The organism is Furfurilactobacillus milii, from assembly GCF_009863985.1.
GTDB classification, from domain to species: Bacteria; Bacillota; Bacilli; order Lactobacillales; family Lactobacillaceae; genus Furfurilactobacillus; species Furfurilactobacillus milii_A.
Map to the genome: position 1 here is coordinate 38,992 of NZ_WEZT01000015.1, position 26,786 is coordinate 65,777.

The following is a 26,786-nucleotide window of genomic DNA, read 5'->3' on the forward strand; positions in this document are numbered from 1 at the left end:
TGATGTCTAACACCAACCATTCCGACACGTAGTCCAAACTGTGTTCTAAACTCATTAAAGGCCAACTTCCTTCCTCACTTAGAAGTATAGCAAACGTTGAATGAAAGCGCTACCATTATTTACTATTTTCGATATTAAAATTTAAATCGAACAAATGTTTGTACATCTATTTCACCGAGAATCAGATTCGGGTAAAATGGATACAACGAGTTAGTTCCGCAGAAGAAAGGGGCAAAAAACGTGTCGTTAAACTTTATTTTGGGCCAAGCCAAATTTGATCATCGTCAGGAAATGATTGAGCAAATGCGTGCCTCCATGGCTGAGCATCCAAAAGATCAATACTTCGTTTTGGTTCCTAACCACATTAAGTTCAATGCTGAGGTTGGTGTATTAAATGCATTGAAAGAAGCCACGGATAAGACGAACCAGTCACTCTATGCAAATGGCCAAATTCAAGTATTTTCGTTTACTCGATTAGCTTGGTATTTTATGAAAAACACGCCGACTTATCAACTACCGCGTTTATCAAACGCTGGGTTAAGTATGCTGATTTATCACATTATTGCGCAACACCAGGCTGAATTGACCGTTTTTGCCGGTGAACTTAACCAAACCGGTTTTATTAATCAGCTGGTTCGCCAATTTTCCGAGTTAAAGGTCGGTCAGGTTAGTGCGGCGGATTTGCAACATATCGCGGGTTCTTTGGAAACTAGTGAACAGGCAGATCTAGGCGGCAAACTCCATGATTTGGCAATTGTATATGAGGCATACACAGAGACTTTAAGCGGCAATTATGTCGATAATGCTGACCTAGTGAACCAGTTAACTGATTTTTTGGCGCAGGGCAATGAACTTAAACACGCCCATATTTATTTAGACGGATACGCTACTTTTTCTGCACAGGAACAACAATTAGTCACCGTAATGATGAAACAGGCTGCTTCGGTCACCGTTTCGTTGGTTATGCAGCGTGCTCCGAAACAAACGCCTGAATTAGGTGATCTATTTTATGAGCCGTCATTGACGTATTTGAAACTAGTTCAGTTAGCTCGTGAAAACCAGATTCAGATTAAGTTAGACACGACTGCTAAGAAATTGCGGGTAAGCACTGAATTAGCTAAGTTAGACGATTATTGGGTCGCCAGCGTTCCCGCCAAACGCCTGCCGGTTGAGCAACTCTCAGCTCAAACGAATTTACGTGTGTTCACTGCTGAAACACGTTTGGACGAACTTAACCAAGTTGCCCGCCAGATTCGAACGATGGTTGCCCAACAGCCTGAACGGTATCATTATCGTGACTTTTTAGTGTTGAGCCGACATTTAGCACCGTATGAAAACTTTGTTGGTCCAGTGTTTGATCAGATGGAAATTCCTTATTTCGATGATTCAGACAAACCGATGGACAAGCACCCACTGATTGAATTAATCAGTGCTTTATTTGACGTACGCGACCATTATTACCGTTATCAAGATGTGATGCGGTTGTTAAAAACGGAGCTGTTAATTCCCCGTACATTGGGACAGGAAATGTCAGTCAAAGATTTTCGACAGGCGTTGTCGCTAACGGAAAATTGGGTATTGAAAACCGGTATTGAGGGCTCTCGTTGGGTTGAAAAAGAAGATTGGACGTATTGGCGTTTACAACATGTCGATGATGAGACCCTCACGGAAGCAGACGTTGAGGTTCAACGTCAAATAAACGTTATTCACCATTTCATTGGGGCCGTCTTGCCCCCCTTTTTCAAAAAATTAGATAAAGCCACTAATGGTACCGAGACAGCCAAGATTTTGTATCAGTTTTTAGCTGATAATGGGGTGATTGATTGCCTGAATTCATGGCGGGTAACGGCTACCGATAACGGAGACTTAGATCGTGCAAGCCGCAATGAGCAGGCATGGAATACATTTACCGGCATTTTGGACGAGTATGTCAGTCTCTTAGGAGAGGCTGCTGACTTTGATGTCGATGAATTTGCTGCGTTGCTGTTGAATGGATTCGAAGGCACCAATTATACTCAAATTCCGGCAACCTTAGACCAAGTGACTATTTCAGAAACGGGAATTGTCCAACTAAATGATTATCAGGTTGTTTTCCTAATCGGGGCTACTGATGATGTTATGCCAGATCAGGTCGCTGAAAGTAGTATTTTAACCGATGGTGATCGAGACCGATTAGCCCCTAAACTCGCGGATAATCAATTTTTAACGTTAAGCGCGGGTACGCGAATGACATTTGATCCATATATTAACTACATGGGATTCCTGACTGGATGCCAGCAATTGATCTTATCGTATCCGCAAGGAGGAACTGATGAAAACGGCCTTCAACCGTCACGCTACGTCACGAGCATTGTGAACCACTTTCAATTGCCTGTCGTTACCTACACCGCCACTCCAAATGTGGCAACGCAGCAAGCCAGTGCACTGCAACCGTTTATTGGCTCGCCACGATTTGCACTGACTAATTTGATTAAGGTTAGCTATCAGGCCAAAGAGACCCAGTTACCGTTGCCAAAGCCATGGGTGTTCGTGTACCGCTGGTTGCGATTGTCTTCCGTTAAAACGTTAACGGATCAATTATTAGCGGGAATAGATTACCGAAATACACCACAACCATTACGGCCTGATATTGTACAAGGTCTTTATGGTGATCAGTTAAATACTTCCATTTCACAGCTTGAGACATTCTATAGAAATCAGTATGAGTACTTTCTTAAGTTTGGGCTACGTTTAAATGAACGAGATGAATTCGAATTATCTGCCGCTAGCACTGGGGAGTATTTCCATATGGCGCTGGATCAGCTGATGAAGTTGGTAGTCAGTCGGCAACTAGATTTAAGTCAGCTGAGTGAATCTGCCATCAATGATCTCGTAAGTGAAGTGATGCCAACGGTCAATGACCAACCGCAATTTGCTATTCTTAACAGTTCCCACCGCATGGGATATATTCGCAATCAGTTAATTGAAACCATCAAACGGATGGCGACGGTTATCGGGCAACAACAGCAAATTACGCCGATGCGGACGTTAGCTACGGAAGTATTGTTCGGCCATGTTGGGGCGGATTCAGGGATGCCAGCTTTGTCGTTCAAACTGCACGGGGATCGTCACATTAACGTGCGTGGAAAAATAGACCGAGTTGATGGAATGAATGTTGGCAGTAAAGAATACTTGAGTGTTGTGGATTATAAATCTGGCCGACGTACATTTGATTTTGAGCAAGCCTACTACGGGCTATCAATGCAGATGCTGACGTACCTTGATGCCCTTCGCCAAGATGCCGATTCAGTGAGCCCTAGTCAGTTAAACTCACTAGCAGGTGCTTTATACCTACACATTCAAAGTGCAGGCATTTCGCTAAATAAACTGGGTAAGGGTAAACGTTTGGACCTAAATGACTTGGCATCTATCAGCGATGCGTTGCTGTCAGCCCACAAGTACCAAGGTGTGTTGGTTGCTGATCCTGTCATTCTGACAAACTTAGATCAGGACATTGCAGATGGCGGCCACTCAAAAGTTTATCCATTGGCTCTAAAAAAAGATAAAACATTGTCCGCGACGGCTAAGACAGTCATTACTGCTGAACAACTGAATGATTTATTGTCATACGAGGAACAACTCATTGTTAACGCGGGTAATCAGATTTTTGCCGGATCAGATAAGCTCAATCCATTCCAAAATGCCCGCAAACAGACAGGGTTGCAGTATTCACCATACACTGCGGTTATGCGATTTGACGCAATGCTACCTGAAAATCGCTATCACGTGTTGGATAAATTAACGCCAGCAGATGTGCTTCATCGCATTGATCCAAAGCAACAGGAGGATGATAAAGATGGCAACAACTAAGTTAAATTTCACACCGGCCCAGGATGCCGCCATTCATCATGCCGGCCACAATGTTTTAGTTTCAGCTTCAGCTGGTTCTGGGAAAACCCGTGTATTAGTCGAACGTGTAATTACCAAATTATTGGATGAGAGCAATGATACAGACATCACTAATTTACTGGTGGTGACGTTTACTAATGCAGCAGCTAAAGAAATGCGTGACCGTATTCAAACCACATTAAGGCGTGAAATAAATAAAAATGACGGTGAAGATGCCGACAGTAACAAACGGCGTCGTCAGCTGTTACATCAGTTAAATCTGCTTGGCAGCGCCGATATTAGTACCTTGGACGCATTTTGTTTGCGACTAGTTCAGAAATACTATTATGTCATTAAACTTGATCCAGTTTTTCGTCAGCTGGCCGATGAAACAGAAGCCCAGTTACTAAAAGAAGATGTTTGGGGCGATTTACGTGAAACCTTGTACGCCAACGATAATAATGGTCGATTTGCTGAGCTAACCCGTAATTTTTCTAACGATCGTGATGATGAGGGATTACAGGACCTAGTCTTTAGACTCGCAACGTTTGCCACTGCAAAAGCTAAGCCTGATGCATGGCTGGAGAGTTTAGTCAATCAGTACAAATTATCCGATGGAAGTCTTTGGGAAAGCGATTTAGCGCAGCAATACATCCAGCCGAGTGTGACCAGCGCAATTCAACAGTGTTTGGCAGATATTCAAACGGCTAATAACATTGTTGCTGGTTTCTCAAGTGATGACTATATTGCCAAGTGGCAGAAGGTCCTAGCGCCCTTAACCGACCGATTTACAAAGTTGCAGGATGAACTAACGACGACAAACTGGGATTCACTGCGAGATGAATTGGCTAGTGTTGATACTGGTCGGGCACCTGGGCTAAGAAAATTAGAAGCCGATGATCAACGTGTTCATGATCAGTTAAAAACGTTACGAGGTGGTTTGAAAAAGCGCCTAGAACAGCTAATTGATCGTTACTTTGTTTTAAACGAAGCTGACATTAAAAAGGTTAACCAGCATGCGAGTGAATTAGTTGCGCAACTTGCTGACGTGGTAAAGCAGTTTATGTCAGCCTTTGCAGCTGCAAAACGTCAACGACACTTAGTTGACTTTGGTGACCTAGAACATTTTGCGTATCAAATTTTGCAAGATGACAGTGTCCATCAAGAAATTACGAAAAAGTATCACGAGGTACTCGTTGATGAATACCAAGATATCAATGAGCTGCAAGAATCAATTTTGCAATCAGTGGCTAGCCAGACGGCTGGTCACGGAAACATGTTCATGGTGGGCGATATGAAGCAATCAATTTATCGCTTTCGCTTGGCTGATCCAACGTTATTTTTAAAAAAATATAATACGTTTGATACTCATGACCAATTGGCCGAAAAGCCAAATAGCGATGGTGAGCGGATTATCCTGGCCGATAATTTTCGTTCGATGAAGAATGTTGACGCCTTTACAAATTTGATTTTTTCACAGTTAATGGACGAATCTCTTGGCGAAATGAATTATGCCGGGGATGCTGAATTGCAATATGGACCAAAGGATTATCCGGAGAAGGATGTTCCAAAAACGCAGGTTATGATTTATGAGAGCGGCACTGACGATGAGTCTGCGGATAGTGATGATGACGAAGAGGACGTCACTGACGCTTTGACCATTAATGATCGCGCAGAAGGTCAAATCGTGATGGTAGCAGCTAAAATTCGTGATATGGTAGCCGAAAAGACACAAATTTTTGATCGCCAGCAAGGCACCAATCGAGACATGACGTATGGGGATGTCGCATTACTTGTTCCAACCCGTAACAACAATCTGTTACTTCAAGAGCAATTTGCTAAGCTGGGGGTTCCTCTAGAAGTCCGCGATACTGCGAATTACTTCCAAACAACCGAAATTCAAATTATGATGGCTCTTTTACGAATTATTGATAACCCATACCAAGACATTCCATTAGCAGCTGTTTTGCGTTCTCCGATTGTCGGTTTAAATGAAAATGAATTGGCCTACCTACGCATTCAAAACAAAACAAGTGATTACTACCAAGCCCTGCTGGATTTTGAACAACGTGTTCAATCAGAACCTGATAAGATAGGTGACTTTGGTCAGCGTGTCCATGAACGTTTGCAACGTTTTTTAAAGCAGTTAGATCACTTTAGGGATATTGCTCGTCAAAATCAGTTGGTAACGTTAATCTGGACTATCTATCAAGATACTGGCTTTCTTGATTATGTTGCCGGAATGCCAGGTGGACAACAACGGGCAAGTAACTTACATGCACTATACGCACGGGCAGCTGATTATGAAAACAGCAGCTTTAAAGGCGTCTTTCAGTTTGTTCACTTCATTACGGAAATGCAAAAACGCGATAAGGATTTGGCTGAGGTTAATACGACAAGCAATGACAATGCTGTTTCAGTAATGACAATCCACGGTAGCAAAGGCCTGGAATTTCCAGTGGTATTTGTCATGGACGCGTCCCACGGTTTCAATCTATCGGATCAGCGGAGCGCTGTGGTGTTGGACGACCATCTTGGTATTGGAATCACGTGGTACGATCAAAGTCGTCATTTGAAGATAGATACACTGCAGAAAAAATTGGTTGCCAGCGAGTCACTCAAAAAGACTTTATCTGAAGAAATGCGGGTGCTGTACGTTGCTCTGACACGAGCACAACAACGTTTGTTTGTGGTTGGCACGTATAAGGATCAGGATGATCTATTAAAGCATTGGCAAAAAGCAGCTAACAATGCGGCCTTAACGTTAAATACGACACTAAGATCGGAAACTAAGAACTTCATGGATTGGATTGGGATGGCTCTTTTACGATTGCCGTCAGTGGCCAAACAATTAGGAGTGGATGACTTTGTGATTCCGTTGTCGTCTGAGGTTGTGAACGACACGCGGGCGGATAGCTTCGAATTGGTCTTAAAAACGAAAGCTGATTTAGAGGCTGCCGGCATTTTACAAGCAGCGGATGACGAACAACAAACTTACTTGGATGAATTACGTGAAACGGCCAAACAAACCAAGTTTGGTGACCTTAACGTTGATGCGTTAGAGCAGGTATTGTCTTTTAGCTATGCAAACGAAGCCGCAACGAAAACGACTGCGTATCAATCTGTCTCAGAATTGAAGCGATTGTTCGAAGAACCCGACCAGAATCAGTTTGGTACGCTGGAATTAGACGATCAGGCCAAGGCTCGGTCACGGGTTACTAACAACGAATTAAGGACACCACAGTTTATGCAAACGGTCACGGCGCCGAAGCCTACTGAGATTGGGACAGCGACTCATCTAGTTCTGCAGGAAGTAGACTTAAGCGCTGGTCAACCTAGTCCCGAAGACTTGCAGAATCTTGTTAATCAACTGGTTAAAGATCATGTGTTGACTGATGCGGTGGCTTTGAAAATCAACTTGTCTCAGATTGAGAGCTTCTTTCACAGCGATTTAGGCAAGCAGGTGCTTGAACATGCGAATGAGGTTCATCGTGAAGCGGCCTTTTCTTTGCTAATACCTGCTTATCAGTTATATCAGGGCATTCATCAGCCAGAAGATGAGACGAAGGCTGAGCAAGTGCTCATTCACGGAATTATCGACGGTTATTATATCAAGGATGACGAGGTCACGTTATTTGATTACAAGACTGATTATATTGACCCTGCACATCAAGATGAGGGACTTCAAAAGTTGGTTGAGCGCTACCGAGGCCAATTGAACCTTTACGCTGCCGCGCTGACAAACATGACTAGATTACCTGTAACGCACAAAATTCTTTACGCGTTAGATGCCAGCCGACCGATTGAAATATAAATAAAAAACTGATTTTCTTGATGACTTACACGTTAACTGGCGTAAGCACAGAAGAAAATCAGTTTTTTTATTGTTGATTAGCATCAATTACACGATGCAGAGCCTTTTTAGCGGAGAGCCAAAATAGAAAGGCTTCCAGTGCGTCATAACGAATAACCTCTGCGGCAGACATTTCTTGCTGTTGCTGTTCGGCCAAACGAAAATGTTTGAAGGAGTCGTTAGCAGCTTCTCGATTAAATAGTGTTATGAAATGATCGTAACTTTTTTGCGGTGACTCATTGTCGATGATGTATTGAAGGGCAACTCTAAGCTCTTCAAGCGAAAAAATGTTTTTTAAGAGACCAACAATGATAGCACCTGCTAAATGAATCTTATGATAGCTTTTTTTGTCGGGTGCGACTAGAACGTCAGCCTTAAAGTAATTATGCATCATTGTTTTAGTCACTATATCGCCGGTAATAGGGCGTAAATACCCATTTGTGAGTTCAATCAGCTGGTCGAGATGAAGGTCGAATCCAGGTAGGTCTGACCAATGTGGCAGAATCATCAAATTATTATTTTCGAATGATTGATTCAATGGCTTTGACATATTAATGGGGCGTCCTTTCTGACATTAACCTACCTGTACCGCGATACCGACAAGTCCGGGACCAGTATGAACGCCAAGGGCAGGGGAAATGTTTCCTGTCTCAATATTAAGTGATGGAAAGCGGTTTTGTAAATCCCCTGTTACCTGATTTAATAGCGGTTCATTGAGACCTTGAGCTACAGCTACCCGCGCGTTTTTGTTGGCGGCGATTTTTTGAGAAGCAAGTTCGACCATTTTCTGGATAGCCTTCTTTTCTGTGCGCGCTTTAGCGATAGCTGTATAAACACCATCTGAATCACAAGTAATAATCGGTTTAATGTTAAGTGCTGCACCAAAGAATCCGGCAACACGGCCGATTCGACCTCCGGCTCTTAGATATTTTAATGTTGGAATATAAATGTAGACGGAACTTTTAGGAACGGAGGCATTGAGCTTATCGATGATTGTGGTAAATGGCAATTGTTGGTCAATGAGCGATTCTGCGTAGCTGGCAAACAGGCCACTACCAACACCAATGTTTTTAGTATCGATAACTACCATTTGCACGTCGTCCTGTGACTCTGCGATCTGTTTGAAAAGGCTGTTGGTTACCGATAGTGCGCCAGATATGGTGATTCCAATGACATGGGTAAAACCGTGGCTTTTTAGTGTTGCGAGGCGATTAATGACATCGCCCATCACGGGGCTGGCAGTTTTAGGAAGCTCTTTAGCAGTGGATTGTAAACGATAAAAGTCATCTGGTTCAATGGTTTCACGGTCGGCGTATGTTTTGCCATCGATCATTAACTGCATTGGCACAGCAACGATGTTTTGATAGTGTGTAAAAATATGTTCAGGCACATCGGAGGCCGAATCTACGAGCAAAGCAATTTTTTCTTCTGTCATCAAGAGTTTACCTTCTTAGTCGTATTTGAAACGATATTGATTTCATTAATATAGTATTGAATACTATATTAATGATCGTGTTTTGTCCAATTTCGGCTTAATTCATTTAATTTTAATAATTGAATAAGAAATTAATTTGAACTCGTCTAGCATTTGAAAATGTGATACTTTACTGATTGAGAAAGTAATTGATGGCATAACTGCGAGTCTCATGGGGAGAGAATCGACATTATATAGAGAGGGTGGATGAAATGATGAACGATAACTGTGAAATTTGCAGACGGATTCAAATGATTAAGGATGGGACGAATCCCTATTTTGTTGCTGAATTATCAACAGGGTATGTAGTAATTGGCGACAATCAGCACTTTAAGGGATACACCTTGTTTTTGTGCAAACAACATGAGACAGAATTGCATTTTTTGCCACGCGATTTTAAAGAGCAATTTTTGCACGAAATGAGTTTGGTAGCGGAGGCTGTTTACGACGCGTTCCATGCTGAAAAAATGAACTATGAGTTATTAGGAAATGGCGACACCCACGTTCACTGGCACCTATTCCCTCGCCGAAAAGGCGATACGAAAACACCGGGGCCAGTTTGGTGGTTAGATCGTAACGTTATGTTCAGTGACGGCAACCGGCCAACACCTGAAGAACTTGACAAGATGAAGCAAACGCTGAAGGCAACACTAACTAAAGTGCTGGCGGCGGATGCTGAAGCGGCAAATTAAATAGAACTCAAATAGCGGCAACGTTCGCCCGAATTACTTCGCGTGAATGTTGCCGCTATTTGTTATCTTTGGTTACTCAATTAATTTTAAACGATGATGAACGATCACTAGATCAACAGTGTCATCATCGTAAACGAAAGCAGCTCCGTAAATATCGTCGCGGTCTTCTCCCCAACCTGGAATTGGTTTGCCCGCAAAGAAAAGCCGTTTCGTTTCTATTTCACACGTGATTGAGTCACGGGCAAAAATAGTGACACCGCTGACGTGTGTTTGCAGGGGATGACCGGTTTCAGGACTCAACAAGTGGTGGTAACGATGACCGTTCTTAACTAAAACGCGTTCGTAGGTGCCTGACGTGACGGCGGAACCAGCTGGCATTAGCACAGTCAGAAGATCCTCACCACGTGCTTTTGTTGGTGCCTGAACGCCAACCAGCCATTGACCATTATCGCGTTTAGGCGAAGTACCGACAAATTCAACGTTTCCGCCTAGGTTGATGATACCTGCTTGCACGCCATTGGCACGCCATAGATCGCGAATGCGATCAGCAATGTAGCCCTTGGCAATACCGCCTAGATCCAGTTCCATCCCTGGCTCAGTGAGGTACACGCTCTGATCGGCGTCATTTAGAATGACATTTGCTCCATTAGACAGTGCTAGCCGTTTGGAAATATCCGTTTCATTGGGAACGTTTGCTCCAGCAAAGCCAATTTTCCAAAGTTTAACGAGTGGTCCAATTAGAGCATTGAAGCCAAAATGTTGGTGGCTCTGCTCAACGGCAGTTTTGATGAGTGCAAACGTGCTTGGGGATACTTGTACAGCATGTTTGCCGGACGCATTGTTGACTGCCATAACTTCGGAAATAGGGGCATTAACGGTTAGCTGTTGTTCGTACAGCTGAATGAGCGCGATGCTGTCATCCAGTACCTTTTCATCTGTCTCACCCATGACCGTTAGCACAATGCGAGTGCCGAGCGCATGGGTTGTTTTTGTTAGTTTTTGCGATGCGAGATTATTAATCATAGTTTGGGTCCTATTGGTTATCTTTCAGTAAGTTCAAAATGTCAGTGTTAATTGATATTATAGGTCGTGGTCGTTTTTACCGTCAATGTCAGTATGGATGAGTACTCAACATTAATAAATTAATAAATAAACTTTGAAGTTTAGTAAAGACACTACTGATATTAACCAGCTAAAAATATTATGCGGTAATATCACAGTGTACCCAAAGAGATAAAGATGTTTCCATTTTTACTAGTCAACGGATGTCTGACGTTTGTGAAATTACCTTGAATCTTCTTTGGAACAGGGTTATATTTTTCTATGGCGGTATTTTTAAGGCCTTATGGAGAGTTACCCAAGTCTGGTTGAAGGGACACAATTTCGGTTGTGAGGTCAGCAATGACGCAGAGGTTCAAATCCTTTACTCTCCTTTATGAATCCATGGTAACGTCGGATTAGCGTTAGTGCCTAGCATTCATATAGTTGCATAATTTAACAGTTGTAAATATGGAGAGTTACCCAAGTCTGGTTGAAGGGACACAATTTCGGTTGTGAGGTCAGCAATGACGCGGAGGTTCAAATCCTTCACTCTCCTTCTTGGGCATCGAAGTTCGGTGCCTTTTTAATATCTAACTTTGTAGTATATAAAATGAAATGGTGTGAAAACTTTGCAAAAAGTACGCGAATTAACAGTTGAAGAATTCAGAACGTTTGAAGAGAAATGTCCCTATGGTTCTTTTTATCAATCTGTGGAACAGGGTAACTTGATGCTAAAAGAAGGCCATAAAGCGGTCTATATGGGTCTTGTAGAAAACGATCAGATTATCGTTGCCGGATTAATCGTTGGGATGAAGGTGCACTTTGGTTACCGGTTTGACATTTATGGTGGTCCATTGTTTATGCCCGGTTCAGAAACTAAGGCTAATTTAGCTGCTTTTGTAAAGCCAGTTGAAAAATATGTTCGTCAGCAGAATGGGATGTTCTTGCGACTGATTCCTAACTTAGCTTTTAAAACATACAAGGACGATGGCGAACTAATTGCGAGTCATTTTGACACGTTACCTGCATTATTTAAAGAATTAGGATATAACTATCAGAGTTACCACAGCGCTGGTTATGACGAAGCAACTCATGTGACCCATTACGAGTATAAAAAAGACGTTCGTGATATGACGGAACAGACGTTGGAAAAAAGCTTCGACAAGAAAGCGCGCTATAACGTTAAGAAAGCCAAAGAATTTGGTGTTAAGTTACGCGATATTTCTTACGATGAATTACAGGAATTCAAGAAAGATACTGCACTTACGGCTGAACGGTTACACTTCCCAGATAAGTCACTAGATTACTATCAGAATGTGTACCGTGAGTTTGGTAATAAAGTTCGCTTTGTGGTTGCTGAAATCGATTCAAACGAATATATCGATTCGTATCAAAAAAAGATTGCTGCTACCGATGATAAGATTGAAGCGCTCAAACAAAAAAACAAGGGCTACGAACAGCATAAAATCGATGACCTTGAACGTCAAAAGGCTAACCATCAAAAGAAAATCGATGTCGCCAAAGATCTTCAAAAACGTTATCCTGCCAAGTTTAATGTTGCCAGAGCGATGTTTGTGATTCAACCACAAGAAATCGATTACGTATTTAGTTACACGAATGAAGAATTCAAAACGTTCAAGGGTCCATTCATGTTGCAAGATGCCATGATGAAGGCCGCTGTTGACCAAAATATTCCGACGTACAACTTCTTGGGTGTTGCCGGACTCTTCGATGGTAGTGACGGTGTGTTTGAATTCAAACAAGGTTTTAATGGCTACACTGACGAAATGATCGGTGAATTCTCCAAAGTGTTGATTCCACGGCGTTACAAGTTGTTGAACGCTATTAAGACAGTGTTGGGGCGTAGCAAACGTTTCTAAAAAGTTGAGATTTGAAAGATAAAGAAAATAACCGTTTGAAAATTACAAGTTGCACAGTAATTTCCAAACGGTTATTTTAGTAGCGTTAAATAGAATTGAATGGAGAAACAAAATGTCTATTATTTCCCATCATGTTAGGACAGAAGACTATGACGCACTAACTATACTGTGGCGTGAAACGGTTGTAACAACGCATAAATTTTTGAAGGTGGCAGATATTGACCAGATTCAACGAATGTTGCCAGTGTACTTTGATGCAGTTAATTTATTGACATGGTTTGACGGCGAAAAACTAATTGGTTTTTCTGGCACTAAGAATTATAAACTTGAAATGCTGTTCCTGGACGTTCGTTGTCTGCATCAGGGCTACGGAAGTCAAATTTTGGAACGTCTGATCAATGAGGACCACATTCAAACAGTGGATGTTAACGAACAAAATCCTGATGCATTAGCCTTTTATCAACATAATGGGTTTCACATTGCGAACCGTGATGCTGAGGATAATCAGGGACGTTCATTTCCAATTTTGCATTTAAAGTTAACCTAAGTATGCTATCGAGGACAATAAAGCCAGTGCGCTCAAAACTCACCTGTATTCCTAATCCAATTAAGGCAAACATTCCTGTAAAATCTCTATTGTAGTCGATTCCGGCTCATCGCATAAAAACGGTGAGAGGAGGACGAATATGTTACAAATGTTTTTGACTATTATAGTGGGCCCGCTTGTTGTCGGCGTACTGCTTATCTTATTTAAGCAGTGGTTGGATCGAAATGATAAGTGGTAATCGACTACTAATCTAACCCGTCCGTTTAAGTACATATTATTCGAAAAAAGAACCCCGAAGAGTGGCAGCGCTTCGGGGTTTTGACGAATATGTTACATTTAACTATCGGTGTAAATACAGTTTATCATGTTTTTGAGCAAATGCGAAGTAATAGGGTAAATGTCATTTGAACATGTCTGTGTCAAACACAAGCACATAACTTACCATAGATCATTTGGATAGTTCAGCTAGTAGCCGTTTTAGTGTATGAGACAGGTGAACATTCTTACACGCTGCTATGACTGTCAGTGCCGACACCAAGGATAATTGATAATCAATTTTAAATAAATAAAAATCCTGTTCACAGTTAAGATTTTAACGTCTTAACTATGAACAGGATTTTTTGTCTAATCTAAATGCATTCAAACAAATAGATTACTCACAACATTTAATCCGAAGTCTATTGTTCTTCGTACCAAGTGTAGTGGAAGTTACCAGGGCGGTCAGTACGTTCGTAAGTGTGAGCACCGAAGTAGTCACGTTGTGCTTGCAACAAGTTAGCTGGCAGAACTTCTGCACGGAAACTGTCGTAGTAAGTGATGGCAGCTGAGAAGCTAGGAACTGGAACCCCAGCCTTAACAGCCATGGCAACAACGTCACGAACTGATTCTTGGTACTTAGCAGCGATGTCCTTGAAGTAGTCGTCGAACAACAAGTTAGTCAGCTTAGGATCCTTGTCAAAGGCATCAGTGATGTTTTGAAGGAAGCCGGCACGGATGATACAACCTGCGCGCCAGATTTGTGCTAATTGACCAAATTGTAAGTCCCAGTCATAAGTTTCAGAAGCAACACGCAATTGTTCGAAACCTTGTGCGTAGCTCATTAACTTACTGAAGAACAAAGCTTGACGAATCTTTTCGATGAATTCTTTCTTGTCACCGATTTCAGCTTTACCTTGGCTCTTAGCTGCTGGTAAGACTTTAGAAGCTTTAACACGTTCGTCCTTCATCATTGAGATGTAACGAGCGTAAACGGATTCAGTGATAACAGATTGTGGTACTTGGATGTTCAAAGCATCTTCTGAACTCCACTTACCAGTACCTTTGTTGTTACCACGGTCCAAGATCATGTCAAGGATAGGCTTTGTCTTGTCGTCGCCTAAGTCATCTTTATGAGTCAAGATGTCGGCGGTGATTTCGATTAAGTAACTGTCCAATTCACCCTTGTTCCATTCTTTAAAGATGTCAGCCATTTCATCAACAGAAATGCCGGCAACGTTACGCATGATGTTGTAGCTTTCGTCGATCAGCTCTTCATCACCATATTCGATACCGTTGTGGACCATCTTAACGTAGTGACCAGCACCGTTAGGGCCGATGTACGCTACACATGGTTTGCCATCTTGAGGTGCCTTGGCAGCAATCTGTTCAAGGATTGGGGCAACTAAGTCATAAGCGGCCTTTTGACCACCAGGCATTAGTGAAGGACCTTGAAGGGCACCTAATTCACCACCGGATACACCCATGCCGATAAAGTTAATCCCGGACTTGTCCAGTTCAGCGTTACGAGCCATGGTGTCGTGGAAGTTAGTGTTCCCACCATCGATTAAAACATCACCCTTGTCGAGTAATGGTAATAATTCTTGAATAACGGCGTCCGTTGGGGCACCAGCTTTAACCATCATCAAAATCCGACGAGGTGTTTCAAGAGACTTAACGAAATCTTCAATCGTATAACTAGGAACTAACTTTTTGTCGCCGTGGTCCTTCATCATGTCATCGGTCTTTGAACGTGAACGGTTGTATACACCTACAGTGAAACCGCGACTTTCAATGTTTAGGGCCAAGTTCTTACCCATAACTGCTAAACCAACAACACCAATTTGTGCTTTTTGATCTGCCATGATAAACCTTCCTTGTTATGTTTTATTGTGAAAATCATTATCATTATGGGCACAAACCCGTTATGTCAACGATGTTCCACAATTGTGAAGAGCAACACTATTACAGCTATTATGGTAGTTGATACGCTTACATTTTTCAACCGCTAGGGGTTCGTTTAATGAAATTAGTTGTGAAATAAATTTACGCGGACAGTTTATAAAACTTGGTTACAATCGTTTGTCATTGTTCTTAAATAATTGCCGTAATATTCGACATCGGTTAGACTTGGAATTACTTGTGAAAAAGAAGCAGTCAAACGGAGTAGAAAGAGGGAGACTCATGGACGACGTTGTTATCGTCAGTGCTGTGCGCACACCTGTAGGAAAAATGGGTGGCGCATTGGCCAGCTTTAGTGCAGTTGAATTAGGGACCTTAGCGGCTAAGGCTGCAATTAAGCGGGCAAACGTTGATCCAAGTATCATTGATCAAACGATTGTCGGCAACGTCTTACAGGCTGGCTCAGGGCAAAATGTTGGTCGTCAAATTGGAATCAACGCTGGCGTTCCGGAAAGCAGCCCAGCGATGACTGTTAATGAAGTTTGTGGATCAGGTTTAAAAGCGATTCGATTGGGTCAATCAGCCATTGTTATGGGTGATGCCGATGCAGTCTTAGTAGTTGGCACGGAAAGCATGACCAATGCACCTTACCTGACGAATGGCATGCGATTGGGGACTAAGTTTGGTGACACAACGATGGTTGATAGCATGGAGCATGACGGCCTGACGGATGCCTTTTCAAATCAGCCGATGGGTGTGACTGCCGAGAACGTTGCAGAGCAGTACCACGTTAGTCGCGAACAACAGGATGCTTTTGCATTGGCCTCACATCAGCACGCAGCCAAAGCCAGTGACGATGGTGCGTTTGCCGATGAAATGCTGCCACTAACCGTTAAAAATCGGCATGGAGAAACCGTTATCGACCGCGATGAAACGATTCGTGAAGATACCAGTCTTGAGAAGCTGGCTAAACTTAAGCCGAGCTTTGAACTGGGCGGTACTGTCACGGCCGGCAATGCGTCGCCACTGAATGATGGTGCTGCTGCCATGATCTTGATGCGTAAAAACAAAGCTGCCGAGTTAGGTTTGAAACCATTGGCGACCATTAGGGGTTATCAAGAGGTTGGCGTTAATCCACAAACGATGGGCTATTCACCGGTTAAAGCAGTCAGCGAGTTACTTGATAAACAGCATCAGACGGTGTCTGATATCGACTTGTTTGAGCTGAATGAAGCTTTTGCAGCACCAAGCGTGGCAGTTGCCCGCGACCTGAAGATTCCGGCAGACAAATTAAATCCAAACGGTGGTTCGATTGCCATTGGTCATCCCCTTGGGGCGACGGGTGTTCGGATCGTAACGACACTGATTTATGCTTTGAAGCATGCCAATCAACATACAGGCGTTGCCGGTTTATGTATTGGTGGCGGACTGGGCATTGCGCTTTCTGTGGAAGTTAATTAAAACCTTTAGTATGAGAGAGCGGGACATCACACGCTTTGGCTTTCTCAGGTAACATAAATCCGGCGTTTATGGGTGTTTTTCCCATGAGCGCCGGATTTATGTTAGATGAGCAAAAGTCAGTGTTATGTCTCGCGTTTGCGGCAATTTTTCATCCGCATGAACTTTTGCAATTGAAGAAAAATTGCTTACCGAAACAACCTGCTACCATTTTGCTGAAATAAAAGTTGAGCAAAATGACTCAGACTTTTAATTTCTATGCTAATTGTGACTGTTAACGACTCTTTTTCATCAATTTAGTTTTGACTTAGCCTGTAAATAACGAGGCCAGCAAGCGAGATAATACCGACAATAATCAGCGAAATGCTAATTTGCTGACCGGTGTGTGGCAAAGCCTCTGCCAGAGAATCCTTCTGTTTTGCAGATTCTTTGGTTGAAACGAATTGTCCAGTAGATGGCGCATTTGAGGACGAATTTGATGGGCCTGCAACTATTGTTTGGTCACGATTGTCGGATGTCGAAGAGTGGTTGCTGGATGTTAGGTGACTAGCGCTTGAATCGTTAGAGACAACCACAGAGTTATCCGTTGAACTTTCGTTAGTGTGATTAGTATCTACGTGATGACTGTCTGAATGATCATTGTTTTCAACAGAACTGCTGTCACTATTTTCTGATGAACTGTTATTTGAGCTTTCAGAGGCACTATTGGATTCGCTAGTCGAACTTTCATTGGAATCGTTGTTGTCCGAGCTACTGTTTGATTCTTCGCCAGAGTTATTATTCTCAGAACCACTACCTGTTCCTGAACCAGCAGTTTGTTTCACGCTGGCAGTGGCCTTTTCAGTATTAGACCCACTGCCGTTTGTTCCCCAGCTCATTGTGGCCGTATTTTTGAACACGGAACTGCCATCAGAGGCAACGGTTGGGTCCTTAAACGTTGTTAGATAATCAATGACAACCATCTGTGAATCGAGTTTAGCAAACGTTGTTTCAAAACTGTCGCCAGTCACTGACACTGTGTAATCTGCTCCAGCAGTCAGGGTTTCATCACGCTTATAGCTTGCTTGTGTGGTGGAGTCTGTCCAATGTCCATTAGACACAGTGATGCTGCCAGGGACTAATTGTTGACCAGCATCAGTGATGATATCTGAAACTTTTACATTTTCCATCAGCAGTTCATTACGGTTAACCAGAATAGTCCATTTGATTGCGGGGTTGCCGGTGCTGTCAGTCGTGAAACTCCCCTTTTTGGACAAGTTATTTGTGGATGGACTGACAATCACTGGGCTTGTTAACGTCCCATTGTTAGTTTCAAACGGCACGTTTTGTTCACCTAATCCGATTGCTGCCGCATTGAGTTTGGTCGAAAAGGTAATGGTGCCATGGAGGTTACTCAGGGTTGCTGCAGTTTCGTTAAACGTAACCACCATTGTGCCATCAGTCTTTACGTCGACAGTTCCTAACGCCGTGCCATCGTCAGCAAGCAGCGGAAAAGTTGATTCCTTTGAGACACGAAGGGCGTCTGGCAATTGAATTTTCATTTGGTCGTTAGCAACGATGTGAACGTCGTTTGGCACTGCCCAGTCGTAGCGCACGTTGACGTTACTAGCATAGCTAAAATTAGGTCCATTTGTAATTGTTCCGCTAGTGATGAATTCGTTGCCGTATGTTGCGGCTTGTGCGACTTGAGTGTTAAAAAGGAAGCCAATCATCACGGTGAGCACCACAAGTAGCCAGTTTATTAATCGAGAACGTTTCATAATTCTATCTTCCTCCCAAATTACTCTTGGAAATAGCGTACGAGAGAAATGAGAGGATAATATCTCAAACTTCACGGCCAGTTCGATTTTTACGAGAAATCCAATTGGTGAAAAATTGATATACCTAGAAAAATGATAAATTTATGATATTCGGCGCCGATTAAAGGACGCTCTTTGGCGTTCGATGGCATGGTGGGGTCGTTGCCGATAGTTCGTGGGGATGCTCAGTTAAGCCTCGATTATTTGGGGTAGCTTGGAGTAATTCAGTTATTTTAGTCAAATCATCTTCAGATCCTAGATCCGTCAAAATATACGTTTGGGTAGCTTGAATAACAGGTTGATCGGGACAATGATCGGATAAATAAAGATCGTATTGTTTATTTGGGTCAAAGACCTCAACTGTCGTTCGCAGTGTTTGATTAAAGTAGTTTTGGCAAATTTGAATAAAGGGTTCGAGCCACATCTCACCAATTTCCGGATCGACGGCAATTCTGTAGGTTGGGGCAAATCGCTGTCTCAACGTTAAACGTAGTAGTACCATAAGCTGTTGGACATATCCTGGATCGACAGAAATCTTAAATTTGTTTGCTAAGGATGAAACGATGACGCGAGTAAGCTCGTGGGCCTGACGGATGATCAATTCATTATGAAGGCGTTGGTAGTAACGTGTTGTTGTATCTGGCCGCATAACGTTGATATGACCAGTACAGACGGTGAGGTTGACCAATGTGCGATAGAGAGTAGCGACACTGTATCGCGTAATGGTTGGCGTGTCTAAATTGAGCATTGGCTGAACATGTTTTTGGTGAATAGTTTGCGCCGTGCTTGCCAAGGAATCGGTGGGATTGACCATGTCCACAGCGGGTTGCCAAAAGGCGTCGTCAATGGGAAAAACTTCATGAGCAATACAAAAGATCAATAAACTTTGCTCAAGTTCGGTCTTCTCGATTCGCTGCATAAACGTCGGCATCGAATCCTGTAATTGCCGCCACAGCTGTTGAAAATGGGGCGCATCCACCATGGTCTTATAGACTTGGCGAGCGAGGGGCGATAAGGTCATTGTCGTGTTCGCATGTCGGTTGCGCAGCCGAATAATCAGCAGCCATGTATACAGTTTGCGAGGCCCGTCAGCTGCTAGATATTTATTAGACCCATCGATTAATAAACGATGCATTGTCTCCGCTAAGGGACTGTTGCGCTGCAAATAACGACGGTAAACGTACTGGTCTTTTGGGCAAACATTCCATAGCAGTTCATACATTAAATGTTGAATAGCGAGATCTGGGCCAGTGAGCTGCAGTTGGTTGATCTTGACGTGAAATGGCGCTAAAAGATCATTGAGTTCGGCAATCTTACGGTAAAGAGTAGCCACGCTGAAGTTAAGTTTCGTGGCCAATTGAATGCTGGTTAGATTGGGATTAAGGACGATGTTTTCGATAATACTAATTTTGGGTGTTTGGCGATAGTACGAGAAAATGAGCGTTTTTAAACTCATTTGACCGTTGATGTGTAAATGAACTTTTTCATTGTTCCATTTAAAGGAAATATCATATTGGATTAGTGAAGGTCTCAGCACCATTTGGATGGCTTGCAGGTCGTCCATTAATAAATTGCGGCTTGAAAAAGGTAAGGCGTTCGCAATTTTCGAAATTTTGGCCTCGCCATTATTACGGTATAGATATTGCAAAATCCTAATCTGTCGCCGTTCAAACGGCTCTAAAAGATCTTCTTTGTTCATTATTCCACCTCAGTGTCGTAAATAACTGTTGCCATTAATTAATTTACCCACTAAACTAAACGTGTGGTTCTCAAATTTTTCGATAATTTTTGAATTATTGCAAGGCAGTTTTAATCTTCAATTTGTATCTTTAGAATAACGGAAATGATTTTATTAAGACATTTTTGTGCTTAGGAGGCAAATAGCAGTCGTGGAGAAATTAAAGGCTTCATTAACAAACAAGAAACAGTATCATGATGACCAACTTGGCGATTATAAAATGACCGCTTTGGAGTTGGGCAGTGGCTTTTTTCAGTTCGATATTGATAGTTTGATTTATCAAGGAAGAATTGTTGAATCGCGTCGGAATGATGGCACGTTTCTAACCACGCTTGGCGATCAAGAACGTGTTATTGAAATCGAGTAGTTAAGATTGTTAGTAATTGAATAAATGATTGTTGATGGCATCAGTTACTTTTGTTACTGGTGTTTTTTTGCGCGATAGGAACAACGAATTGTTGGTGAAATGATCAATTTGCGAACCTGTTGAGTGTTAGTAAGGTGACTTGCCGAACTAAAATGTTTGCACGAGCAAATAAATAGTCAAAATGAAAACGGATTCTAGCGAAGATTGCCCCAAAATTGTTACGATACTCATGTGAGATAACTTACAAAGCATTTGATGGTCAATTTGTGTACACAGCAAAGATAAGGAGTACAAATCATGCAAATTACAGCAGCTGTTGCGCCAGCTAAAGGTGAATCTTTAGTTGTTGAACCCGTTGAATTAGATGACACATTACGCGGTGATCAATTGTTAGTTAAGGTCGTTGCCGTCGGCGTTTGTGGCGCAGATATCATGCGGGCCAAAACCGGTATGGGACGTAGTGAATTTCCGATTATTTTGGGGCATGAAGGTGCCGGCATTGTCGAGCAGGTCGGTGAAGATGTTCGTGAATTTGAAGTTGGTGATCATGTGGCAATTTCATATGCTAGCTGTGGTCATTGTCGCCAGTGCTTAGCTGGTCGCCCATATGCGTGTGAACGCTCAGATGAATTGAATTTTGGCGGTGTTGATTACTACGGTGGCAGCCGTTTTACTTTAAATGGTCAGCCAGTAACGTCGTTCTTCCAGCAATCGTCGTTTGGTACCTATGCGAAGGTTCAGGAACGAAACGCTGTCAAAGTAACCAAGGACGTTGATGTCAGTCTGCTCGGGCCACTGGGATGTGGTTTACAAACGGGGGCTGGTACCATTATGCACATTCTTAAACCCGAAGTTGGCAGTTCAATGGCAGTGTTCGGTACTGGAACGGTCGGCGATGCAGCCATTATGGCGGCCAAGGCGATGCACGTTGCCAAAATCATCGCTGTTGATATCTTTGATACACGGTTGGCAGAAGCCAAGGCACTTGGGGCAACGGATATTATTAACAGCAAGACAGTTGATGATGTGCCCGCAATGATTCAAGAAATGACTGACGGTGGTGTGGATTATGCGGTTGTTTCGGCTCCTGCTAATGGATTACCAGAGCAAGCCATCCGCAGTACGGGGATTCTCGGTCATACCGCAATCATTGGCGGCGCAGCACATGCGGACTTGAGCATGATGAATGACATTCTGGTGCCGGCTCGCCAAGTCACGGGTGTGTTACAAGGATTCTCACTGCCTAAGTCGTTTATTCCTCAACTGATTCAGTTGTATCAACAGGGTGATTTTCCGTTTGATAAACTGGTTAAGTTTTACGACCTAAAAGATGTTAACCAAGCTTTTGAAGACTCATTAAACGGAACCACAGTGAAGGCCATTTTGCGGATGCCTTAATCAGCGGAAATGACATCAATAAAGCGGAAATCAAAAATTTAATCGGGAGGTAAGCATAATGATTTTAGTAACCTCAGCAGCTGGTCACACTGGTCGCGTGATTGTGAGCAAACTAGTAGCCGCTGGATTCGACGTAAAAGCAACGGACATTAATCCAGCCGTGAAAGATTTGCCAGGTATTCGTGAAGGGGTCATTGCAGATTTAACCCGTGCAGATGAAATCGATAAACTGATTGCAGATGTTGACAGTGTCGTCGAAATTCCACCCTTGTTTGTCGCAGAAGAAGCGGATATTGGCAAGTATTTGACGGACCAGTTGGCTGCTGCCCACAAACAATTTATCTTTATTTCGGTTACGCATCCAATTCTATCTACGTTGCGTCAGCATTTGATGAAACGTGATGTGGAAGAGCACATGATTTATACCGGGATGGTTAAGGATTATCAATACACGATTTTACAACCGATGCACTATATGCATAATTTCAATCCAAACGTGGTTTATGAAACGGGTGCCTACAATATCTTTTATGATATCAATACCAAACTTTCCTATGTGGCACCGGAGGACGTTGGTGATGTGGTCGTAGAGGTTGCCCAAAATCCTGAAAAGCATAATAAAGCCACGTATGAATTGGTAGGTACGGATTACGCTTCACCGGTAGATCTAGTAGCATTGTATAACCGGTTAACAGGCGAGCATGCCGTTGCCAAGCGTGTCGATATGACAGAGTTTCTTAATCAGGCAGGTATTCAAAATGTTTATTCACGAGATGCCTTTCGCCACCTAGCAGATACGTATAGTAAGTGGGGACTCGACGGTAACTCGAATGTCCTACGCTTGTTACTTGGACGCAAACCGACAAGTTATGAAGATTATATGAAGCAGCAGATTAAATTTTAAATGTTGAAACAGAGCGCGCCGACATAACAAGGTTTGTTTTCTCAGGTAACGTAAAATGGATGTTTACGGGTGATTTCCCGCGAACATCCATTTTATGTTAGATGAGCAAAAGTCAGTGTTATGTCTCGTGTTTACGGTAATTTTTCATCCGCATAGCCTTTTGCGGTTGAAGAAAAATTGCTTGTTGCAGTTTCACTTAAATTTAAATCGAGGTGTTATGCCCTGCTTCTTTTTGATTTGGGCAAATTCTATAATTAATCCGAACAGAAATTAAAAAGCCCAAAGCAATCACTTACAATGGTAGTAGCTAATTCCAACCAATATAGGGAGTGATTACTTACTTGAACTAATTAATCAACGACCATTAAAAATACATCATCAACAGACTGCCATTGAAAGATTCCGGGCTTGTTCGGATTAAACTTGTAATTTGCCTTTGCAAAAAAGAGTTTGTACGGTCAGCTTACAATTTCAGAATTCATTTTTTTATTTGGTCGTTCAATAGTTAAAAACTTGTCACAGTTATGCGCAGTAAGACAGACGTAAATCGGTTTTAAACATGAATCTTAATCAGATTTTGAGGAATAATATGTTTTGCTCAATGGTTCTCAAAGATACTGAAGATAAACGATTTTATTTCACTGAATTATTCATACGGGGGTTGAAACCGATTACATTTCGAAATATCATAAAGTCGTGGAACGTTCCAAAGTAGCTATAATTACATATCGACAATGTGCATAAAAAGATAAACAAGCACATAAAGATGTTATTACAGTTGCTCTTAATTGAAGTTGTTCTTGGCGAGCTCATTTGCTCAAAAATTCACCAAATAATCATTTGGAGGAAAAACATCATGAAAATTAAAGCAGCAGTTGTTGAAAAAAAGGGTGGTCCGTTTGTTATCAAGGATGATGTTGAGTTATCCGAAATGCAGGCCGATGATTTACAAATTCACATGGTTGCCAGTGGCATTTGCCATTCAGACGAAGCCTTAAGAAAAGGTGATGCTGAAATCGGCTACCCAATTGTTTTGGGGCACGAGGGTTCAGGAATAGTTGAAAAGGTAGGCCCAGAGGTTAAAAACTTCAAGGTCGGTGATCACGTTGTTTTGTCATTCTACGGCTGTGGTAACTGTGAAAATTGTTTGAAGGGGATGCCGACCCGCTGCCTCAATTACGCAGCTAATAATTTGTCCGGTGTTCGTCCGGATGGCAGTGATCACTTTACTGAGGATGGTCATCGTGTCAGTGACATGTTTGATCAGTCATCATTTACGACAACCACTGTTGTTCGCGAACGTAACGCGGTTAAGGTTCCTAAGAACTTGGATTTGCGCCGTCTTGGACCTTTAGGTTGTGGTTATGTAACTGGTAGTGGGACTGTTTTGAATACATTGAAACCAAAGCCTGGCGACACTATCGCTGTGTTTGGGACCGGGGCCGTTGGTTTAGCTGCGATGATGGCTGGCAAGATTTCTGGTTGTACCACTGTCATTGCCGTTGATGTTGTCGATTCACGTTTGCAATTAGCCAAGGAACTTGGCGCAACTGACACAATCAACAGCAAGAACGAAGATGCCGTTGCTAAAATCAAGGAGCTAACGGATGGCAAGGGTGTCGACTATGCAGTTGATACCACTGGTGTGACGAAAGTTATGGAAGATTCCATTCAGGCACTCGCCCAGGGTGGAACAACGGCAACCATTGCTGTTACAGCTAACCACATTGACCTAGATACATGGAACGACCTTTGCACAAACGATCGCTCCATCATTGGGGTCAACATGGGCGATTCCATTCCACAAGTCGACATTCCTCGTTTGATCAAGTTCTACCAGATGGGCATGTTTGACTTCGACAAGACAGAAAAGTTCTATCCATTTGAGCAAATTAACGAGGCCAATGCTGATTCCGGTAGCGGTAAGACCATCAAGCCAGTTTTGGTAATTGATGATCAGTATAAGCCAGAAGAGTGATGCCGAAGCTCGGTAAGGGCCGAACAAAATTCAAAAGACGTTTTTAGGTTTCCTTGCCACAAGCGACAAGGCAGAAAGGAAGCACATTATGTCTGAAGCAATTGCGTTAAAGCATTATCAAATGTATATCAATGGTCAGTTTGTTGATTCGAAATCAGGTAACACACTAACTGTCATTAACCCCTCCGATGAACAACCAATCTCAACTGTTCCAAGCGCAACGGTTGAAGAAACGCGTGAAGCAATCGATGATGCGTTTGAAGCACAAAAGTCATGGAAAGAGGTCCCAGCCGCAACCCGCGGTGCATATCTGCACAAGATTGCTGAAGAAATTCGGAACCAAGAAGACGATCTAGTTTCCATTTTGATGGAAGAACAAGGGAAGATTAAGTCCTTAGCTCAAACGGAAATCATGTTCTCAGCTGACTATTTTGACTACATGGCTGCCGCAGCACGGATGTATGAAGGCGAAGTTCTTCAATCTGATAACCCTAACGAAAATATCATGATTGCCAAACAACCAATCGGTGTTGCTGCTGGGATTTTACCGTGGAACTTCCCATTCTTCCTGATTGCGCGGAAGATGGGACCAGCTTTGGTAACTGGGAACACCATTGTGATCAAGCCAAGTTCCGATACACCAAACAACGCTCTGGCGTTTGCTAAGATTTGTGACAAGGTTGGCCTACCAAAGGGTGTTGTGAACTTTGTTACTGGTCCTGGTGCAGTTGTTGGCAGTGAATTATCCAAGAACAAGAAGATCGGCATTATCAGTTTGACTGGGTCCGTTGACTCTGGCCGTCGAGTCATGAGCGATGCTGCTGACCACTTAGCTAAGGTCTCACTTGAATTAGGTGGGAAGGCGCCTGCCATTGTTTGCAAGGATGCGGACATTGACTTGGCTGTCCAAGCAATCATCGATTCACGTGTCGACAACAATGGGCAAGTTTGCAACAACGCTGAGCGGGTTTACGTACAAGAGGATGTTGCAGACGAATTTGTTAAGAAGCTGACCGACAAGATGAGCAAGATTACTGTCGGTGACCCGAATAAGGATGAGACCATCGGCATGGGGCCACTGATCAACAAGGCTGCTTTGGATAACGTTGACGGCATGGTTCAACGAGCGGTCAAGGCTGGCGGCAAAGTCACTACTGGTGGTCACCCAGCTGACATTGATAAAGGGTTCTACTACTTGCCAACGGTTATCACAAACGTTAAGCAGGATTCTGAGATTATCCAGCACGAAATCTTTGGACCAGTGCTTCCAATCGTCACCTTTAAGACGTTGGATGAAGCCATTGAGATGTCAAATGACAACGACTTGGGCTTAACTTCATCCATCTTTACTGAAAACTTGGATAACGCCGCTAAGGCTGCCAACGAATTGCAAGACGGTGAAACATACATCAACCGTTACAACTTCGAGGCTATTCAAGGCTTCCATGCCGGCTGGAAGGAGTCCGGTGTTGGTGGTGCTGATGGTAAACACGGTTTGGATGAATTCTTGAACACCCACGTTGTTTATTTGCAGAGGCACCCGGAAAAGGGGAGAGCGTAAACAAGCCCGGTTAAAAGCCGAGCAATAACATAAAATAAGCGTTGTAAAGGTGAACTTTCCTTTACGACGCTT

18 protein-coding genes and 2 tRNA genes are annotated in these 26,786 nt (G+C 42.9%); 14 read left to right on the forward strand and 6 right to left on the reverse strand.

Going from position 1 to position 26,786, the window contains the following annotated elements; genetic code table 11:
* Nucleotides 1-240: 240 nt before the first annotated feature.
* On the forward strand, nt 241-3,849 hold the full coding sequence (locus tag GB992_RS11945) for a PD-(D/E)XK nuclease family protein (protein WP_161001909.1): 3,609 nt from the start codon (nt 241-243) through the stop codon (nt 3,847-3,849).
* Nucleotides 3,836-7,681, forward strand: coding sequence for a helicase-exonuclease AddAB subunit AddA (addA, locus tag GB992_RS07655; RefSeq protein ID WP_161001910.1), 3,846 nt, complete (start codon nt 3,836-3,838; stop codon nt 7,679-7,681). Before GB992_RS11945 ends, addA begins: the two co-directional genes overlap by 14 nt.
* A 67-nt stretch (nt 7,682-7,748) precedes the next feature.
* Here the strand turns inward: addA and GB992_RS07660 are convergent, their stop codons facing one another.
* On the reverse strand, nt 7,749-8,270 hold the full coding sequence (locus tag GB992_RS07660; RefSeq protein ID WP_161001911.1) for a DUF1836 domain-containing protein: 522 nt from the start codon (nt 8,268-8,270) through the stop codon (nt 7,749-7,751).
* A gap of 24 nt (nt 8,271-8,294) precedes the next feature.
* Nucleotides 8,295-9,155 (reverse strand): DegV family protein, encoded by an 861-nt coding sequence (locus tag GB992_RS07665; RefSeq protein ID WP_161001946.1) that lies wholly within the window; start codon nt 9,153-9,155, stop codon nt 8,295-8,297.
* Nucleotides 9,156-9,406: 251 nt separating this feature from the next.
* Here GB992_RS07665 and GB992_RS07670 point away from each other — a divergent pair, with 251 nt between their 5' ends.
* The gene (locus GB992_RS07670; RefSeq protein ID WP_161001912.1) at nt 9,407-9,886 is read left to right on the forward strand and encodes an HIT family protein; all 480 of its coding nucleotides are present in this window, start codon (nt 9,407-9,409) and stop codon (nt 9,884-9,886) included.
* A gap of 72 nt (nt 9,887-9,958) precedes the next feature.
* On the opposite strand, the gene GB992_RS07675 is transcribed toward GB992_RS07670, so the two are convergent.
* Nucleotides 9,959-10,909, reverse strand: a complete 951-nt coding sequence (locus GB992_RS07675; protein WP_161001913.1) for an FAD:protein FMN transferase — start codon at nt 10,907-10,909, stop codon at nt 9,959-9,961.
* Between the two features lie 324 nt (nt 10,910-11,233).
* On the opposite strand from GB992_RS07675, the gene GB992_RS07680 reads away from it, so the two are divergent.
* From GB992_RS07680 to GB992_RS07700, 5 genes are all read left to right on the forward strand, one after another.
* Nucleotides 11,234-11,319: transfer RNA gene (locus GB992_RS07680), tRNA-OTHER, on the forward strand.
* Between the two features lie 78 nt (nt 11,320-11,397).
* Nucleotides 11,398-11,483, forward strand: a tRNA-OTHER gene (locus tag GB992_RS07685).
* Between the two features lie 64 nt (nt 11,484-11,547).
* On the forward strand, nt 11,548-12,807 hold the full coding sequence (locus GB992_RS07690; protein ID WP_161001914.1) for a peptidoglycan bridge formation glycyltransferase FemA/FemB family protein: 1,260 nt from the start codon (nt 11,548-11,550) through the stop codon (nt 12,805-12,807).
* A gap of 112 nt (nt 12,808-12,919) precedes the next feature.
* Nucleotides 12,920-13,354: a GNAT family N-acetyltransferase gene (locus GB992_RS07695; RefSeq protein WP_161001915.1), complete on the forward strand. Its 435-nt coding sequence runs from the start codon at nt 12,920-12,922 to the stop codon at nt 13,352-13,354.
* A 148-nt stretch (nt 13,355-13,502) separates the two neighbouring features.
* Nucleotides 13,503-13,592, forward strand: coding sequence for a type I toxin-antitoxin system Fst family toxin (locus tag GB992_RS07700; protein WP_238331076.1), 90 nt, complete (start codon nt 13,503-13,505; stop codon nt 13,590-13,592).
* Between the two features lie 439 nt (nt 13,593-14,031).
* Here the strand turns inward: GB992_RS07700 and gndA are convergent, their stop codons facing one another.
* Nucleotides 14,032-15,474: an NADP-dependent phosphogluconate dehydrogenase gene (gene gndA / locus GB992_RS07705; protein WP_161001916.1), complete on the reverse strand. Its 1,443-nt coding sequence runs from the start codon at nt 15,472-15,474 to the stop codon at nt 14,032-14,034.
* Between the two features lie 319 nt (nt 15,475-15,793).
* Between gndA and GB992_RS07710 the strand changes: the two genes are divergently transcribed.
* A complete protein-coding gene (locus GB992_RS07710; RefSeq protein ID WP_161001917.1) occupies nt 15,794-16,972 on the forward strand; it encodes a thiolase family protein in 1,179 nt (392 codons plus the stop codon).
* Between the two features lie 293 nt (nt 16,973-17,265).
* On the opposite strand, the gene GB992_RS07715 is transcribed toward GB992_RS07710, so the two are convergent.
* Together GB992_RS07715 and GB992_RS07720 are read right to left on the reverse strand one after the other, a co-directional pair.
* Nucleotides 17,266-18,729: an Ig-like domain-containing protein gene (locus GB992_RS07715; protein ID WP_161001918.1), complete on the reverse strand. Its 1,464-nt coding sequence runs from the start codon at nt 18,727-18,729 to the stop codon at nt 17,266-17,268.
* A 160-nt stretch (nt 18,730-18,889) separates the two neighbouring features.
* On the reverse strand, nt 18,890-20,467 hold the full coding sequence (locus tag GB992_RS07720) for an AcpB/EbpR/MafR family transcriptional regulator (RefSeq protein ID WP_161001919.1): 1,578 nt from the start codon (nt 20,465-20,467) through the stop codon (nt 18,890-18,892).
* A 190-nt stretch (nt 20,468-20,657) separates the two neighbouring features.
* Here GB992_RS07720 and GB992_RS07725 point away from each other — a divergent pair, with 190 nt between their 5' ends.
* The 5 genes from GB992_RS07725 to aldA all read left to right on the forward strand — a co-directional run bounded on the left by GB992_RS07725 (nt 20,658) and on the right by aldA (nt 26,714).
* Complete coding sequence (locus GB992_RS07725) at nt 20,658-20,873, forward strand: hypothetical protein (protein ID WP_017260885.1); 216 nt, start codon at nt 20,658-20,660, stop codon at nt 20,871-20,873.
* A 297-nt stretch (nt 20,874-21,170) separates the two neighbouring features.
* On the forward strand, nt 21,171-22,271 hold the full coding sequence (locus GB992_RS07730; protein WP_161001920.1) for an NAD(P)-dependent alcohol dehydrogenase: 1,101 nt from the start codon (nt 21,171-21,173) through the stop codon (nt 22,269-22,271).
* 58 nt (nt 22,272-22,329) lie between these two features.
* A complete protein-coding gene (locus tag GB992_RS07735) occupies nt 22,330-23,175 on the forward strand; it encodes an SDR family oxidoreductase (protein WP_161001921.1) in 846 nt (281 codons plus the stop codon).
* A gap of 856 nt (nt 23,176-24,031) precedes the next feature.
* Nucleotides 24,032-25,153, forward strand: a complete 1,122-nt coding sequence (locus GB992_RS07740) for an NAD(P)-dependent alcohol dehydrogenase (protein WP_161001922.1) — start codon at nt 24,032-24,034, stop codon at nt 25,151-25,153.
* Nucleotides 25,154-25,241: 88 nt separating this feature from the next.
* On the forward strand, nt 25,242-26,714 hold the full coding sequence (gene aldA, locus GB992_RS07745; RefSeq protein WP_162855656.1) for an aldehyde dehydrogenase: 1,473 nt from the start codon (nt 25,242-25,244) through the stop codon (nt 26,712-26,714).
* Nucleotides 26,715-26,786: the final 72 nt, after the last annotated feature.

Bases quoted from the DNA above. Each gene is read 5' to 3' on its own strand.
- addA (WP_161001910.1), top strand. From the start codon at position 3,836: ATGGCAACAACTAAGTTAAATTTCACACCGGCCCAGGATGCCGCCATT.
- GB992_RS07715 (WP_161001918.1), bottom strand. From the start codon at position 18,729: ATGAAACGTTCTCGATTAATAAACTGGCTACTTGTGGTGCTCACCGTG.
- GB992_RS07660 (WP_161001911.1), bottom strand. From the start codon at position 8,270: ATGTCAAAGCCATTGAATCAATCATTCGAAAATAATAATTTGATGATT.
- GB992_RS07740 (WP_161001922.1), top strand. From the start codon at position 24,032: ATGAAAATTAAAGCAGCAGTTGTTGAAAAAAAGGGTGGTCCGTTTGTT.
- gndA (WP_161001916.1), bottom strand. From the start codon at position 15,474: ATGGCAGATCAAAAAGCACAAATTGGTGTTGTTGGTTTAGCAGTTATG.
- aldA (WP_162855656.1), top strand. From the start codon at position 25,242: ATGTCTGAAGCAATTGCGTTAAAGCATTATCAAATGTATATCAATGGT.
- GB992_RS07735 (WP_161001921.1), top strand. From the start codon at position 22,330: ATGATTTTAGTAACCTCAGCAGCTGGTCACACTGGTCGCGTGATTGTG.
- GB992_RS07665 (WP_161001946.1), bottom strand. From the start codon at position 9,155: ATGACAGAAGAAAAAATTGCTTTGCTCGTAGATTCGGCCTCCGATGTG.
- GB992_RS07720 (WP_161001919.1), bottom strand. From the start codon at position 20,467: ATGAACAAAGAAGATCTTTTAGAGCCGTTTGAACGGCGACAGATTAGG.
- GB992_RS07675 (WP_161001913.1), bottom strand. From the start codon at position 10,909: ATGATTAATAATCTCGCATCGCAAAAACTAACAAAAACAACCCATGCG.
- GB992_RS07695 (WP_161001915.1), top strand. From the start codon at position 12,920: ATGTCTATTATTTCCCATCATGTTAGGACAGAAGACTATGACGCACTA.
- GB992_RS07670 (WP_161001912.1), top strand. From the start codon at position 9,407: ATGATGAACGATAACTGTGAAATTTGCAGACGGATTCAAATGATTAAG.
- GB992_RS07710 (WP_161001917.1), top strand. From the start codon at position 15,794: ATGGACGACGTTGTTATCGTCAGTGCTGTGCGCACACCTGTAGGAAAA.
- GB992_RS07730 (WP_161001920.1), top strand. From the start codon at position 21,171: ATGCAAATTACAGCAGCTGTTGCGCCAGCTAAAGGTGAATCTTTAGTT.
- GB992_RS07700 (WP_238331076.1), top strand. From the start codon at position 13,503: ATGTTTTTGACTATTATAGTGGGCCCGCTTGTTGTCGGCGTACTGCTT.